This is a genomic window from Paenibacillus sp. Z3-2 (genome assembly GCF_054161325.1).
Map to the genome: position 1 here is coordinate 6072052 of NZ_CP096397.1, position 16336 is coordinate 6088387.

Consider the following 16336-nt stretch of genomic DNA (forward strand, 5'->3'; position numbering starts at 1 on the left):
GATCCAACCCGAGTAGATCTGTTAGGCGTCCATCCCATACTCCTTCACCTCACGATTACGGTTCAACACCGCGTGCAGTACAAAACCAAGTACCGCAATCACCGCTGTGCCTGTTGCCAGCCACGCTACAGGAATAAGTCCCTGTTTGTCATACATGACTCCCATCGCATAGGGTCCGATAACCCGTCCAACTGCACCGATCCCACCGGATATTCCGATGTAAAAAGGTGCTGCCCTGCCTGCATGTTCCGATATGAAGGCAGGCGTCGCAGGGGAGATCAGCATCTCTCCAAACGTGGCAAGTACCATTGCAAGCACCATGCCCGGATAGCTGTACATGGTAATCATGACAATGTAGGCCATGCCATAGAATACCGCACTCGCCGTCATCTGGGCAGTGGAGGTACGGGCCATGGTCCGTTTCACCCAGCTGGTAAACGGTTGACCCACAAAGATCAGCACCCCGTTCAGGGTCCAGAGCAGACCGTACATTCTTTTTTCCATACCCTCAGAAATGATATACGGGGACACGCCTGTGTTCCAGATGGAATTGCCGAATAACAGAAACAGCACGCCCAAGCTCATAAACAGATATAATCGCGTATTGCCCAGCAGTGCCCAGACGCCCGGCCCATCGGGAACAGTTTTGCGTTTCGTTAGATGCACTTCCCCCTGATCCGGTTCGACTCGCGAAAGATAATACCAGAAGAAAATCGCAAATCCGGCTGAGGTCACCCCATTCAGTACAAAGCTGAGGTGATAGGAAAAGTCAGCCAGAAAACCACTCAGCGCCGTACCAATCGCTACCCCGATATTGTTCGCCACATAGATAATATTGAATAATTCACCGCGTCGCTCCGCAAACCGGAAGCCAATAAAGGCCTGAATCGCTGGCAGCGACAATGAACTGAACAGGCCAATCCAGCCCATCGCACATATAAATATGACCCAATACGCGCTAATCCAGGGCAGCGCAAACAAACCTAATGCATTAAGCGCAAGTGAACCAATGATCAGCTTCTTCACGCCCACCCGGTGATACAACGAACCTCCAAGCAATTGTCCGAAGATGCCTCCCAGGGATTGAATGAGGATTACAAAACCGGCGTTGGCCATCGTCCGTCCAAGCTCATCAAACACATACATGGTGGTTAGCGGCCACATGAGCGCACTGCCTGTTGCGTTAACCAGACTTGCCAGCAAAAATATTCTCACTTCTTTTGGATAGTTATCCAGCCATCTCATCATCTCTAATCCATTCTCCTTAGTACCTTAAAAACATATTACACACCAAAAAAACCTTTGCCCTGACGGCATAACCAGCCAGAACGAAGGCCTTTGGAAGTGTTACATCTACTGCTCTTTAGATCCTGCTCAAGTTCTATCCTTTGTTCATCTTACCTCAAATAATTCATGCTGCAAGCACACTCATTGACGCTTCACTTCGACAGTGGCCGAGAAGAATGTAGCCCCGTTACCCATGTCCGACAACCGATTGGAAGTCAGTGAATTCGCTCGCTGCTTCTTGCCGTCACCATCCCACCATAAGCCTTGGCTGATGACGGTTCCCGGCAGCATGGCCTCACTCACCTTGGCGGTAAGTTCGATGCGCCCGCGATCATTCCATACGACCACTGCATCTCCATCCTCCACGTTTCTACGGATGGCGTCCTCGGGGTGCATTTGCAATAAAGGCATCTTTTCCAAACGCTGATGTTTGGCTGAATTGCCAAAGGTGGAGTTCAGGAAATTATGGTTTGGCGGCGATAGGAACATCAATGGATAGGTATCGGCAGGTCCAGCCGGATTCTCCCCATCATAACCTTCAATTAGAGCGCTATAGGTAGGGAGCGGCGGAAGGCCTCTCTGTTCCATCGTCTCCGAATACAATTCGATTTTACCTGAAGGTGTGGGCAGCTGTTCCAGAAATGCAGCTTGTGGCGTCATATCCAGCTTCACGAATCGATGTTCCTTCAGCCCCTCCAACGTGACTCCATTCATGTAGGGGTTGCCCGTTCCCTGAAGTGCGTTCTCAATCATCTGTTCCGGCGTTTCTCCGAAGACCACAGGGTCATACCCCATGGCCTGTCCAAGCAGGGAAAACAGTTCGACATTACTCTTGCTCTCCCCGATCGGTGCAATCACCGGTTCTTGCAGATGAACGTACTGATGCCAATAAGAGGTATACAGGTCCGTTGCTTCAAATGAAGACGTGGCCGGTAACAAGATATCTGCATATTTCGCCGTATCCGTCATGAACAGATCATGCACAACCGTGAACAGATCCTCCCTTGCAAAACCTCGCTCTACCCGCTCGGTATCCGGTGCCACCACCAGTGGATTGCTGCAGTAGACCATCATCGCCCGGATCGGCTGCTCCGCTTCCAGCAGCGCTTCACCAATCCGGTTCATGTTCACCACTCGCGGCTCCGGATTCTGCCGCAGCTCCGGACGTTCCAGCGCGTCGCTATTCGTGCTCGCGTAGCTGTTGGTCCGAACGGCACCGCCGCCTTGCTTCAGCCATTGCCCTGTAATGGCAGGCAGACATGCAACGCTGCGAACATTCATACCCCCATTATCATGGTGCTGGAGGCCATTGCCGATGTGAATATGGGCTGCCTGTGCGTTGCCGTATAGTTCGGCCAGCTCCACAATCGTCTCCTCCGGCACGCCGGTAATGCGTGCAACGCGGTCAGGCGTGTAACTGCGGACATGATCACGCAGTGCCTCATGACCCACCGTATACTTTTGCATAAACGCTTCATCCGTCAATCCCCGTTCGAACAGCACATGCATCAATCCCAGCGCCAGTGCACTGTCCGTGCCCGGGTACAGCGGAATAAACCAGTCGCCCCATTGGGCCGTACGATTGCGATGAACGTCGATTACGACGATCTTGGCGCCGTTCTTGCGGGCCTTCTCCGCCAAAACGACCTGATGCATATTCGTACTCACAATATTGCCGCCCCATACCAGGATGAGATCCGCATGCTCCGTATCTTCCGGCACCGTTCCCCGGTTGGCGCCCATCGTATATTTCCAGCCGGTATTTCCGGCCGCATTACAGATCGTCTGCTCCAGCACACTTGCACCTAGCGCATTGAAGAAACGTCGGTCCATGCCGTCTACACCAAGAATGCCCATGTTGCCGTAGAAGCTGTAGGGCAGGATGCTCTCGGGGCCATAGGTTTCAGACAATGCAGTGAATTTTGTCGTAATCTCTCGAATCGCTTCATCCCAACTCATTCGTTCGAACTTACCTTCGCCTTTGACTCCTACACGTTTCATCGGATATTGTAGACGCTCGGGGTGATACACCCGCTCGGTCATATTTCTGACTTTATTACAGATGGCACCCTTCGTTATCGGATGGTCCGGATTGCCTGCCACCTTCACAATTTTACCGTTCTCTTTATGTAACAACAGACCACAAGTGTCCGGACAATCGAGCGGGCATACCGCTGCAAATACCCCATTCTCCTGATCGATCATCGTATGGCTCCCCCTCTTTAAAAGCTATCCCTATATCATATCTTCTTCGAGGTTATCACGTAAAGAGAACAGTATATTTCCGCCTAATATTCACCGCTATAGCAGCTTCAAATTATTTTCAAAAAAATGTTTTGTCGTTTGATTCAACTTCAGAATTCAGGGGTAAATTAAAAATAAGGCATTAGGCTAGTGTTTCCCCACTTCCTCCTTATGCCATATCATGGACCACTCCCGAAATTCGCCATGAACAGGTTTCGTTCCCCCGAACCTTGTCATGGCGAATTTATTTTGCGTTAAAATCCGACAAGTACTTCATAAAAAAACGATACCGGTCTGCTCCATCACAGCATTTCTCCATGAAGCGAGCAAGATCAGAATCGTTTTCACTTCTGCAATACATGTACATATGCTACGCTGTGCCCTCTATGCCTGTTTGCTCCACATCGCTCTAGCCTCAGTCTCCACTGGTTCGATTGATGTCACTATCTCTGGCTTTACTTTCGGCTCCAACTTACGCAGGTACACCACCCAATATGCTGCAGCTACAAACAGAGCACCACCAGTCAGATTCCCGAGCCATACCGGAATGAAATTCATTACATATTGGCCCCATGAATAATATCCTTCGAAGATTGCTGCCGGGATGAGGAACATATTGGCCACAACGTGCTGAAATCCAATCGCCACAAATGCCATCGTTGGAAACCAAATGCCCAGTACCTTGCCACTCATCGTATCTGATGCATAAGATAGCCACACGGCCAGCGCAACCAGCCAGTTACAGCCGATTCCGGAGATAAAAGCCTGCAGGAAACCGTCATGCAGCTTATGCCCAGCCATATCCACGACTTTAGCCAGATATACACCCTCTCCAGTCAGACCAAGCACATGTCCAAATGCGTATGCGACAAACAAGGCTCCAACAAAGTTACCAATCGTCACTAAAGTTAGATTTTTCAACATGCTACCCGCGGATAATTTTCGTGCAATCGTAGCAAGTGGAACTGCCATCATATTTCCTGTCAGCAACTCGCCACCACCAATGAGTACCATGATCAACCCAACCGGGAACACCGCTGCTCCAATCAGATTAACCAGACTTCCCCACTCTGCTGGCGCAGAAGCGATCACCCGAATATCCAGTAGAAATCCCAGCGCGATAAAAGCCCCTGCCAAAAAACTGAGTACCAGTACAGACGATGCCGGGTATTGAGCCTTCTTCATTCCTGTTTGCGCCGTATATTGTGCAACCTCAAGAGGTGTTTTTGCTGCCATATCATTCATCCTTTCCTTTATTGTTCATACATCATTGAAATAAAACCATTTGGAAATTCCTTAGTTACGCGTCGAACGCCATATCCTAATTGTATCTCGGCTATACGCAAAACTTTGTGCAAATTATCACAATGTTATTTATAAAAGTTGTTATTAAGATCGTCATTCAAGGCCTGTGACAGTAAGAGATATAACGCAGGCTATCTGTAACTCCATACAAATATCAAAAAAAAGACTGGCGATATACTCGCCAGTCTTTGTGTATTTTATGGCTTCCTTACACCATTGCTGGTGCTTTCACTTCGATCGGAGGCAGTGCTTGCAGACCCGCCGTGTTCAGGAAGTTCCACGGTTTGTTGTAATGTGGCTGGAAGAAGAAGTCGATGAAGGCCAGCTCATCTACGGTCATGTTGTTTTGGATGCAGACCGAAATCGTATTAATCGATTGGGTCAGATCAACCTGTGACATTACTTGCGCTCCGACAATTCGACGAGTAGCCTGCTCATATACCACTTTGAGCAACAGTTTCTCAGCGGTTGGCATGAACTCCGGACGGTAGCTGTCTTCCAGTACGACGGATTCCACAATCAGACCCTCGTCAGCAGCAGACGTTTCCGTCATCCCTGTACCCGCGATATTTTGCTCATAAATTTTGATACCCGATGTTCCTTGTGTACCCATATACGGTGTCGTAGGACGAACAAGGTTACGGGCTACCAGTGTACCCATCCGCACGGCGTTGGTCGCCAGTGGAATGTATGATGCTTTGCCTGTCGGGTTGTAGTGAATTGCACAACTGTCACCCGCAGCGAAGACGTCTTTTTGACTGGTTTGCATATATTTATCCACGATGATCGCGCCGTTTGGCAGCATATCCACTTGGCCTTTGAGCAGTTCGGTATTTGGACGGAAGCCGATGCACAGAATAACCAGATCGGTCTCAAACTCCCCTTTGGACGTGATCACCTTGGTCACTTTTCCATTCTCTCCAGTAAACTTCTGTACAGTTTGACCAAGAGCCAGCTTGATGCCGCGTTCAGTCAACGTATCTTCGATCGCATCCGTGAATTCAGGGTCCAGGTATTTGTTCAAAATCCGGTCCACACTGTCGATCAGGGTAACTTCCTTGCCGTTCATCTGGAAAGCTTCCACCAGCTCTACGCCGATATATCCTGCACCTACAACGGTAACGCGTTTGGCGTCTTTGGCTTTTTCAATAATCGTGTTGGAGTGATTGTAGTTTTTGCAAAGTAAAATGTTATCCATTTCGATGCCTTCCAGCTTCGGAACAACAGGCCATGAACCTGTTGTCACAATCAATTTGTCAAACGTATCTTCAAATTCTTCCCCAGTTTTCAGGTTTTTAGCCTGAAGAGTATGGCCCTCGGCATCGACCGCCGTCACTTCATGAAGCATCTTGGTCTCAACACCAAGCTCTGCTAACTGATTAGGCGAAGAATAGAACAAGCCGTCAGGATCTTTCACGACCCCGCCTACGTAGAGCGCAATGCCACAAGATAGGAAGGAGATATTGTCATTGCGCTCATACACCGTGATGGTAGCATCCGGGTACAATTTGGCGGTATTTACGATGGCTGCGGTCCCTGCGTGTGTACATCCGATAACTGCGATTTTCATTAAAAGTTCCTCCTCGAAATATATAAATGAGTTTGAATATAACGTTATTGTAGTTGTGAAATATTTCACTTCTTAAGCGATACTGTGTATGTGATTTATTTCACTTTATACACTCATTATAATGTGATCTTTTTCACATTGCAATAGGCTGAGCAAAAAAAGTTTGTTGAAAGCAGTTATCTCCTTTTATTTAAGCCATTCTTCCCTTCGTTTTATTGATTTCATTGTCCCCGGATCCGTGTTGATTTATGCTATGCAATGGCTTCCGCAATCACTATATGGACGCTTTCAGTTAGAGCCCTCTTCCCTATTCAGGTTTTGCTTGTACAAAAATAAATGCACTAATTTTCATGACAGGGTTGATTTTTAAATTGGTAAGCGCTTACAATAATAACGATCCTTTAAATGGATTATATGTAAATAAAACAACAAATCTCACTTTGTTCAGGAGGCGTTCATTTGAAGAAACGTTCAATGTCTGTTGCTTTCCGCATGGTTCCCGTTACGCTTGCCATCACCATGATGACAACTGGAGTAGCGCTCCCCTTCGCTTCTGCTTCTGTAGATTCTCCACCCGTTACGATTAAAACCGAGGTTCTGTCCTCCAAAGTCCCAGCAGGTGCCGATGTGTCTTCGCTCCTTCAGAAGTTCAGGGATATCAATCATTTTGCAACTGGCGATCTGGCCAAAGATACGGCCTATGCCCTGAATATCGTTTCATGGCAGATGCCGCACGGTGGATTTTACAAAGACATGAAAGAACAATATGCAGCTCCTTGGGACGGTGTAACAGCACGATCAGGCTGGAAAGACCCGAATGGGATTGAACTTGGCACCTTCGATAATGATGCGACAACTTCCGAGATCCGCTTTCTGGCTGACATGTATGAAAAAACGGGTAATCTGGCCTTTAAGAACAGTGTTCGTAAAGCGGTGGACTTTATCCTGATCTCTCAATATCCATCTGGAGGTTGGCCACAGGTTTATCCCAAACGAAGTAATTACTCTGACGCGGTGACTTACAACGACAATGCCATGGTACAAACGATGGTTTTGTTAGACGATATTGTTGAGCGAAGAAATGAGTTTAACAACGATATATGGACCTCCAATGATCGCAGCAAGCTGAAGAAAGCACTGGAGAAAGGCATTGAATATACGCTAAAAGCGCAAATTATCAATGAAGGTCAGCCCACCGTTTGGGGTGCGCAGCATGATCCTGTGACCTATGCTCCTGTGACGGGCAGAGCGTATGAATTAGCATCCAAGTCGGGATCAGAGTCGGTGGCAATTACTGCTTTTCTCATGTCCAGGCCTCAGACTCCCGAGATTGAACAAGCCGCCAAAGGGGCTCTGCGATGGTTCGATACGGTGCGAGAGAATGGAACCAAGTATAACCGGCAAGGACCCGTATATTTTGAACCGGATGCAGGAAGTGTGATCTGGTACCGTTTCTACAATGTGGATGAAGATGTGCCTTTCTACGCGGATCGGGATGGAATGAAGTATATGAACATTCTGGACATCAGTGAGGAACGAAGACACGGCTACTCCTGGGCCGGAAGCTATGCACGTAACCTGCTTAAGCTTGCCTCGGATCAAGGCTATTACACGTTAAGTAAGCCCTTGCCTTGATCCGAGGCCACATCTACCTGATAAGAAGCTAAATCTACGTCGTATGTAAAGTCATCAAAAAAGCCTATCCTCGCATAAGCAAGGATAGGCTTCTCTACAACCATGGTTTAACCGAGCAATTTCTCGATTTCTGCGCTCATGGCTTCCGGGGATTCTTTCGGTTCAACACGACCAACCACTTCACCTTCACGGTTAACAAGGAACTTGGTGAAGTTCCATTGGATGTCGCTTGTTTCACCTGCACCGGGTTGTTGCTCTTTAAGGTATTGGAACAGGGGATGTGCTTCCTCACCATTCACATCTACCTTGGCAAACACCGGGAAATTCACACCATAGTTAATCTGGCAAAATGATTCGGCTTCCTCACTTGTACCTGGCTCTTGCCCTCCAAACTGGTTACAAGGGAACCCCAGTACAACCAAGCCTTGATCGCGATAACGATCGTAGAGCTTTTGCAATTCGCCGTATTGCGGGGTCAGTCCACACTTGCTGGCTGTATTGGCAATGACCAATACCTTACCTTGATACAGATCCAGTGAGATTTCCTGGTTCGCGGTGGTTACCGCCTGATATGAATATACGGACATGACTGATTCCTCCCATGACATATGTTGGTTTGGGCTGTTGCGAGCACGTTGAGATCCAATGAACCTACAGCCTGTCCTATTATTATAGACCTGATCCGATGCGATTACCAAATTCCGGTCTATCCATACCAATGCTCCGGGTTACTTTAGCCTGACTTGGCAGCCACAATGGCATCATACCGCTCTTGCCGCTCTGCCTTGGGCAGTTTGGGGCAGCTGTAACAGTAGTTCTGCCCGCCATACACCTGATAGTGCAGACAGCATGTCGGCTTCATCAGCATGGTCTCTCCAGGTTGATGGGGATTAGCAATCTCGACCGGTTTGAATGACAGCACGTTATTGCGTAACCCCAGAGTTTCCGGTGGCATGGCGATGACATGCTCATACCCCTGAATCACCGCTTCTCGTTCTGATTCTGTAATGTCCATCTTCACTACGGTCGTCTTGAACCATCTCAGGATGGATGCGAGCTGTGCCCACATCTGACCAGTGTTCGCTTCCCCGGCGAGCGCCACGCCTTCAATCATGGGACGTAGTTGTTCGCCGTAATAGGCTGTGAGCAACTCATTCCGCCAAGGAGATACATCTCCAACACCATTGTTGACTGAACCAGGATGGGCATGCTCGGTTACATCTATAAGTTGAAAATGGATTACGGGGCGCCCTTCCTGAACCTCCAACTGCAATTGGATATTCTCCAGGGAGATGTCTAGCGACGTATCACACATGGACGTCATGTAATGAATACCGAGCAGCAGACCGCGAACGGAGTGCATGAAGTATACAGCAGCAGAGCGAAGAGAATCCGCACGCAGATGCTCATTATAGGCTTCGATCATAATCTTTGCATTCTCCGGATGTCCTAACAATGTCAAAGGCATGCCAAAAACCGGTTCATGAACCGGACCGGTCGTTATACGCCCATATTGTTCTAACCACGTGTAGTTAATTGCTCCCATCGGTTGCAAACCTCCCATGAATGCGAATGAGCCGCGTGCATTACGCACAGCGGCCTCATTCTATAGTGTAAGGACCACGTATGGCCCATGTCGTTAACTTCCTGTCGCTTGAACGCGTTGTTCTGCCCGTCCTCCTGCATGAACCATCGCGCTGTTCATGACCATCTGGTCTGGCTTTGCTGGTTGCTGGCGTTCACCTGCAAGAGCGTAAGGCAAGCAGAGCGGTACACCGGAACGCGGGTCAATCACGATATCTGCTTCAATGTTAAATACTTCACGAAGCACATCCGAGTTCATAACTTCCACAGGTGAACCATGAGCGATGGCTTTACCTTTTTTGATACCAATCATGTGATGTGCATAGCGGGAAGCATGATTCAAGTCATGCACAACCATAACAATGGTACGATTGGCTGTGGCATTCAGCTGCTCCAGTAATTGCAATACTTCGAGCTGGTGAGCCATATCCAGGAACGTAGTCGGCTCGTCCAGGAAAAGGATGTCGGTTTCTTGGGCAAGTGCCATGGCGATCCAGGCACGTTGACGCTGTCCACCGGACAGTTGATCGATCGGACGATCATGGAATTCAGTCATGGCTGTCACTTCGATAGCCCATTCAATCATGCGTTTGTCTTCCGCACGCATGGAGCCAAATCCTTTTTGATAAGGAAACCGTCCGTAAGATACCAGTTCCGTAACCGTAAGTCCTTCAGGGGCTGTCGGGTTCTGTGGCAAAATCGCAAGTTGCTTGGCAACTTCACGCGTAGACTGCTTATGGATGGACTTCCCGTCGAGCAATACACTACCTGCTTTTGGAGCCATAATACGTGCCATCGTTTTCAGGATAGTTGACTTCCCTGAACCATTGGCTCCAACAAGTGCTGTAATTTTTCCTTGGGGAATCTGAATATTCAGATCCTCTACAATTAGTCTTTCCTCATAAGCGATATCCAGCTTGGTCGTCTCCAGACGAAACATGCGATCATCCCTCTCTCATTTATCCCGGTTATGTAATCCGGCTATAGACAACGAAAACGAAATTGTAATTAAGTGTATTTCCGGGGCAAATATCTTCTACACTAAAGATACTGATAATCATTATCATTTGTCAACATAAAAAACCAAATTCTCTGCTCTTTTCTTGCTTTTTTCACTCTTTCTGAAGCAAATTGCAGCCTTCTTCCCGAATACATGTGAGAGCTTTTCTCATTCATCACGCGCATTTCACCACTTCTGCCTATCTCTCGAACTCTTGAATCACAAACTTTGTGTCTGAATTGTGAATGACTGATTTATTTTTATACAATGGCTGTCTAAATTGAACTAAAGGATAGTTACACTGACTACTCCGATGACAGAACAACCTTCTGATCGCTGTTATCCCCAGATTTTTTGATCCTTTTTTTAAGGGTTAAATCCGGGGATAGCATATGCTTCCGATGTAGCTTTCTTTTAGAAAGCTTTTAGGCGAACGTTTCACTTCTTCAGGTTATTTCTGTCCTCTCCGTTTTTGTGTAAATGTTAGTTCAATATATTCATCCGCAATATAAAATAAAAAAAGATGACCTTGAAATCTAAAGTTCAAGGTCATCTACACACTCTCGTTCACTAGGGTATGAAGTCATCATTTTTCATTATTTGGTAACTTACAGTTTCGGCTGCGGCATCAATTGGATCACCGTCATACTGCCCTGCGTACTCTTCACACTGACAATGCTCTCGGCATCCATATCAGCTGGCAGATCGATCTGCAATCCATACGGATAGAGACGATCTGCCTCTCCAATAGACATCTGTGAAGAAGTCGTCGCATCCTGTTCATTGGATACAGATGTGTCAGGCGATGTCGTATCTGTACCCGTTGTTGCATCGGTAGCAGGATCTGAGGTGGCATGACCTGACGTTGACGGATCTGCCTGCTGATCGCCATCCTCCGTCTGCTCTGTGTTCCCCGCATTTCCCGTTGAAGACCCATCCGCACTTCCTTCGGAAGCACTTCCTGAACCCCCATCGGAGGCATCTTGGGAATCCGGTTCTTCATTCCGATTAAAGCTCTCCCACTTGCCTGTTGAATCTAATTCCTGCGTGCTGCCATCTTTCATCATCAATTGGAGCGATCCTTGCTCAAACTCATCACTTCCCGTGTCATTCCTGAAACGGATGACCAATTGAGCAGCTGATTCCGTACCCTCCTGTTCACTCCCAGGAACCATATAAGCAATCTGCTCCGCGAGCTGTACCTCAGGTTCATCCGGAATGACAGGTTCCTGGGTGGTAGGAGGAGATGCCTCTGGCGGCTCCACAGAATCATTCATCCATGCATATGTACCGCCAGCAATACCCAGAACCAGGATCAAGAGGATTAATCCGAACAGATTCTTCCTTTTACCCGTTAGCATCCGCACCAGCGGAGAGGACAATTCGGTCTTGGCACGGTCATAGGCCGGCTTCATCGCCTTGTTTGCTCTCGAATAATATGATTTGAAAGCCGACTTCGACTTGAAAGCTTCACGGTCATGGGACTTGAAATAGGCCACAAGGGCATCCGCATATCCTTTATGTGCATTGGAACCCCGGACAAACATCCGTTGACTCCCTGACCATTCGAAGAATGGATACAACCCTTGAGTTCGATCTGCATGGCTACGAACAAATTCAATTAGGCCAGGATAATCCAACCGGTTGCTGCCGCTTCCTCCTCGATAAAAGGCCATTGGCAAAGCTTCATAGACCGCTACTCCAGGGTGAGCCTGCAGCTCTCCGGCAAGCCAGCGACGTGTCCAGCGCTGAAGTTCATTGCGCTCCGCCAGGGAAAGTGTCTCCAATTGCTCTTCATCATTCCCCTCGCCACTAAGCCATGCTCTTGCAGCCAGCATCATGTTCGTTCGAGCGGATACATCGGAACCTTGGCGTGCCGCCCAGTCCCGAACCTCATCGCCATGCTGCAAAATATCAATGCTTAACAGCTGTTCACGATTAACCCGTTCCAGATCCAGATCCTGAATCATAAACAGGTTAATGACATAGGCCAGCTTGTCTGCAAGGCGGGTTAACTCTTCCTGATATGCCGGATCTTGACTGGCAGACGGAGATCCCCCTTTTCGATTAGGGCGGACTGTAGCTTCAGATTGGCCTATTCGTGCCGTAATGCCTTTATCATAGGTATCTTCCACGGATACCCGGTCGAGCACACTAACTCGCTGGAGGGCTTCATTAGCAGACTGAACCGGATTAGGCGCAGAACATAATCGTTCACGCAGCTCACTGGCTGTCCGCTCCAGCAAGTAGTTGTAGTGAATCGCAGACGGATGAGCTGTAACCCATCTTCGGATCACTTCCACGACGTTTGCTGCGGATTCCGTGCGTTTCAACTGATTATCCAGATAAGGCTCGAACAATAACTTGGTGAGCGATTCATTGGACAGCACTTTATCAAAGAAAGCCCGATTCAGCTGCGGATCCCGATCCAGCACAGCATACAATTCTTGCACAGCGCGCATACGCTTCTGGGCACGGGCATTATTTACACCGTAGATAAAATAGTCCACAATCCGGGATTGCACCACGGGCGCAGCAACACTGAAATATTCTCCAATGCGAGCAGCAACGGCTTCTTCGGGTACATTCTCGCGCTTCACACTGTCCAGTTCCCTGCTAAGCAGGGTCAGGAACAACTCGTTCAGACGTGAACGTTGCTGGGGCCCACCTTCCGGCTTCAGATAGGTTAGCAAACCACTCAGGACATGGCTTTTGTTATCCAGATACAGGTCTTCCATGCCTTGTTCAAGACCATAGAATAACGATAGTTCCCCATATGCTTCAATGGATAGTTCCCGTCCAGGCTCCATACCAGACAGCATCTCATCGGCAAACGTATAGAACGCATCCGCAGCAGCAGGTTCCTGCAACAAGTACCAGGCGAATTCGGCATAAGGCAGTTTCGCCACAGATGCATCTGCATGCGTAACTCTGCCGGATACCAGATCAAAAGTGAAATCCTTCTCCGTATTCCGGTCTTTTGGACGCAGTGTACCCCGCTCTACAAATTGGATATGAATTCCTTTCTTGGCCTGTGGCTCCTTCGCAAACGTCATGAAACCAAGCTGACGGCGGAATGCATAGGGTAACGCCGTGTACAGCAAACGTAGCAATCCCTTCGCTCCGGCGGTCACTTCCTCTGCGGGAAGATCAAGTGCAATATATACTTTTCTGCGTGTCGCTACGGATTGCATCACCGCGTAGAGCAAGCGCTTGAACAGCACTTCGTTCATTTTCAACGCACTCAGGATCTGACTTGGCGACGAATCAGGACCACTTCCCGACGATATGGGCAATTCAGCAAGCGCAGGCAGTACTGTGCCTTGTTCGATGTCATAGGACGTGGCGAACACGGCATCCAGCCAGCCACCTTGCTTCATCTGCTCTTCCGAGCGTTCGGGAGACAAGACGTAATTATGAGCGAAAAAGGCACTGCGCAGCCCGGTGAAATCCGCAGCTTGGTACACATTTTGCCCAAGGATCGTCTCTCCACTCTCCAGATGAAGCAGGTGAATGGACGCCGGAAACTTCGTCTCTTCCTTCTCGCTACGGCCCGTCAGCTCCGCTGGAGCGTCATAGACACAGTAGGGGTGAAGCACTTTTTTGATAAAAGAAGGGTCCAGTCCCGGCGATGCCGCAACCGTATCGAATCCCTCTGTTGTGCGAAACACCCCGCGCCGCTCTCGGGTATACAACTGTTGTTCAATGGGCGGGGTTACGGAAGAACGCATCATCCCACTCTCCCCTCAATGTACTTCAGCTTGTACAGGAGCCACAGGAAGGGTTCATCCACGCGGATCGGGCTGACTACTCCCTGCAACTTCATATCCACCGGATTGCTGCCCAGCGCAGATACTGCGAAATAGGCTGTATCCTTGAAGTACACATCCATCGTGCCTTTGAACGGACGATCCACCTTCTCGATAAAACGCCGGATCTCCCCGTCGATATTCTCGAACTCGGTTAGGTCGAACCAATCGCGGTGCACCATGTTGCGGAAGACATTGCTGTTGGATTTGATATAATCCCCTTCTTCATCCTTGAGGGAATGCAGCATGTCGCTTTTCGTAAGCACAACGGCCGTTGGAATATTGGTCTTGGCTTTGTCCTGATACGCGATAAAATCTCCGAACATCGTCAGTACCACGTCACGTGGCTCATCGTATCGTGGTGTCCACTCTCCCGGCTCATTGCCGAGATTAATGCGGATTTTGTCCCGAATCGAACGAATCTGAAGCGGGTCCACCATGAACAGGATACCTGCTGAGTTCTTGATGTGCTGCCCATGAAGTCCGAGGTAATCCTGCTCCACCATACCTTCACCTGCGACGTCAAAGAACACCAGGGTCAGCGGCGCTTTATCTTCGTCCTTGAACACAAACTGGAAGATAAACGGCTCCTGTAACTTCTCCTTCTGCGTGGAATCCAGCAGATCGCCTCGTTCGAACAACGGTTCTTCATAATCCGCACGGAACCGGCGGCTGATCTCCGCATTCAATGGCATGCAAGCCGCGTCAAAATGATCTGCCGTATAATGCTGCAATGTATGAATTAATGAAGTCATGTAGACGGATTTCCCCACCTGGGATGCACCAATGATGGATATGATATTGCTCGGTGCTTTACCCGCCGTAACAGGAAGCTCGTTATGACACTGCGGACACAACCGGCGGCGCGTAACGACACCATACCGATCGTTCAGGCCCATCACGATGTTATCTGAATAAATGCGATGTTCCTCCGGTACATCATGTGGAGCCAATACAGCCTCCATATCAAATACCGTATCGAGTCCGAACCTTTCACGGTACCGATTCAACTTCGCATCTTCCCCGAGTGCGTAGTCCTCATCATCATCGCGGTGATGGGCGGCGCGGAACACCACCTCTTCTGGTGAAAATTTGCTGAAACAATAAGGGCATACAATATCGTAAAACAGCGGACGTTCCTCCGGCTGTTGTCTCTTCAAAAACCGACTAAAAAAGCTCATAGCCACTCCCCTCCCCTGATCAGTCAGACTAAAGATGTGCACTTAGCCTAACTATCTAGTCTGATATAAGCCTATAGGCGGCTCCATATTTCGGTCCGTCCGTGAAGAATAATCTCACATAATCATCCTTGGCAACTTCAACGGGCGGCATCTCATTTCTTCCGGGAGCAAAATCACTCACAAAAGGATACACCGTACCATCTTCCTTATTCAGCGGAACCCCGCCCTGTTTGCGAACATAACAGAGTGCTTCCTTTGGAACAGGTACTTCCGCTGTTACAGTGATCAATACACTTTTTCGTTTCTGAAAAAAACCGCTCTTGTAGCGAATGGAAAAGCGGATATCCGCCTTCCCTGCGCTTGCAATGACCATATTATCCTCATCTCGTTGACGGATCAGCACGGGCCCGTCTTCCTGCATCTGACACACATACACCGTGTACTTGATGGCACCAAAACCCGTGATCCGATCCGTGTAACCATTGCTCGCCTTATATTCCTCTCTCGTGTACAGCTTCAGCTTGCCCTGTGCGGGCTCTTCACCGGTACGATTATCGCTCATCATATCCAGCTCCAGCCGCTCGACATATACAGCTTCTACCCCCTCCGGCCAGAGCCAGCGAAGTGTACAACGTCCTTCGTCCACCACAAGTGTCAGTTTTCGAATCAAGGGTGTCGAAGGGTCTGCATCCGTAAACCGCATTTCCATTGACCTCCCGAC

11 protein-coding genes are annotated in these 16336 nt (G+C 48.8%); 1 reads left to right on the plus strand and 10 read right to left on the minus strand.

Annotated features, from left to right (window positions below):
- Positions 1-21: 21 nt before the first annotated feature.
- The 4 genes from M1D71_RS27110 to M1D71_RS27125 form a co-directional block, all read right to left on the minus strand.
- Positions 22-1245, minus strand: a complete 1224-nt coding sequence (locus M1D71_RS27110) for an MFS transporter (protein WP_458127364.1) — start codon at positions 1243-1245, stop codon at positions 22-24.
- Between the two features lie 183 nt (positions 1246-1428).
- Complete coding sequence (locus tag M1D71_RS27115; protein WP_458124387.1) at positions 1429-3492, minus strand: molybdopterin-containing oxidoreductase family protein; 2064 nt, start codon at positions 3490-3492, stop codon at positions 1429-1431.
- Positions 3493-3915: 423 nt separating this feature from the next.
- Positions 3916-4767 carry a formate/nitrite transporter family protein gene (locus M1D71_RS27120; RefSeq protein WP_458124388.1) on the minus strand — a complete coding sequence of 284 codons (852 nt, stop codon included), beginning with the start codon at positions 4765-4767 and terminating at the stop codon, positions 3916-3918.
- Positions 4768-5044: 277 nt separating this feature from the next.
- The gene (locus M1D71_RS27125) at positions 5045-6406 is read right to left on the minus strand and encodes an FAD-dependent oxidoreductase (RefSeq protein ID WP_458124389.1); all 1362 of its coding nucleotides are present in this window, start codon (positions 6404-6406) and stop codon (positions 5045-5047) included.
- Positions 6407-6865: 459 nt separating this feature from the next.
- Between M1D71_RS27125 and pelA the strand changes: the two genes are divergently transcribed.
- On the plus strand, positions 6866-8041 hold the full coding sequence (gene pelA / locus M1D71_RS27130; protein ID WP_458124390.1) for a pectate lyase: 1176 nt from the start codon (positions 6866-6868) through the stop codon (positions 8039-8041).
- Between the two features lie 107 nt (positions 8042-8148).
- On the opposite strand, the gene M1D71_RS27135 is transcribed toward pelA, so the two are convergent.
- The 6 genes from M1D71_RS27135 to M1D71_RS27160 form a co-directional block, all read right to left on the minus strand.
- Positions 8149-8628 carry a glutathione peroxidase gene (locus M1D71_RS27135; protein WP_458124391.1) on the minus strand — a complete coding sequence of 160 codons (480 nt, stop codon included), beginning with the start codon at positions 8626-8628 and terminating at the stop codon, positions 8149-8151.
- Between the two features lie 146 nt (positions 8629-8774).
- Positions 8775-9587: a ferric iron reductase gene (locus M1D71_RS27140; RefSeq protein WP_458124392.1), complete on the minus strand. Its 813-nt coding sequence runs from the start codon at positions 9585-9587 to the stop codon at positions 8775-8777.
- 93 nt (positions 9588-9680) lie between these two features.
- Positions 9681-10565, minus strand: a complete 885-nt coding sequence (locus tag M1D71_RS27145; protein WP_458124393.1) for an ABC transporter ATP-binding protein — start codon at positions 10563-10565, stop codon at positions 9681-9683.
- A gap of 668 nt (positions 10566-11233) precedes the next feature.
- Complete coding sequence (locus tag M1D71_RS27150; protein WP_458124394.1) at positions 11234-14359, minus strand: GAP1-N2 domain-containing protein; 3126 nt, start codon at positions 14357-14359, stop codon at positions 11234-11236.
- Positions 14356-15615: a TRAFAC clade GTPase domain-containing protein gene (locus M1D71_RS27155; protein ID WP_024632789.1), complete on the minus strand. Its 1260-nt coding sequence runs from the start codon at positions 15613-15615 to the stop codon at positions 14356-14358. Before M1D71_RS27155 ends, M1D71_RS27150 begins: the two co-directional genes overlap by 4 nt.
- A 55-nt stretch (positions 15616-15670) precedes the next feature.
- Positions 15671-16318, minus strand: coding sequence for a beta-mannanase (locus M1D71_RS27160; RefSeq protein WP_458124395.1), 648 nt, complete (start codon positions 16316-16318; stop codon positions 15671-15673).
- Positions 16319-16336: the final 18 nt, after the last annotated feature.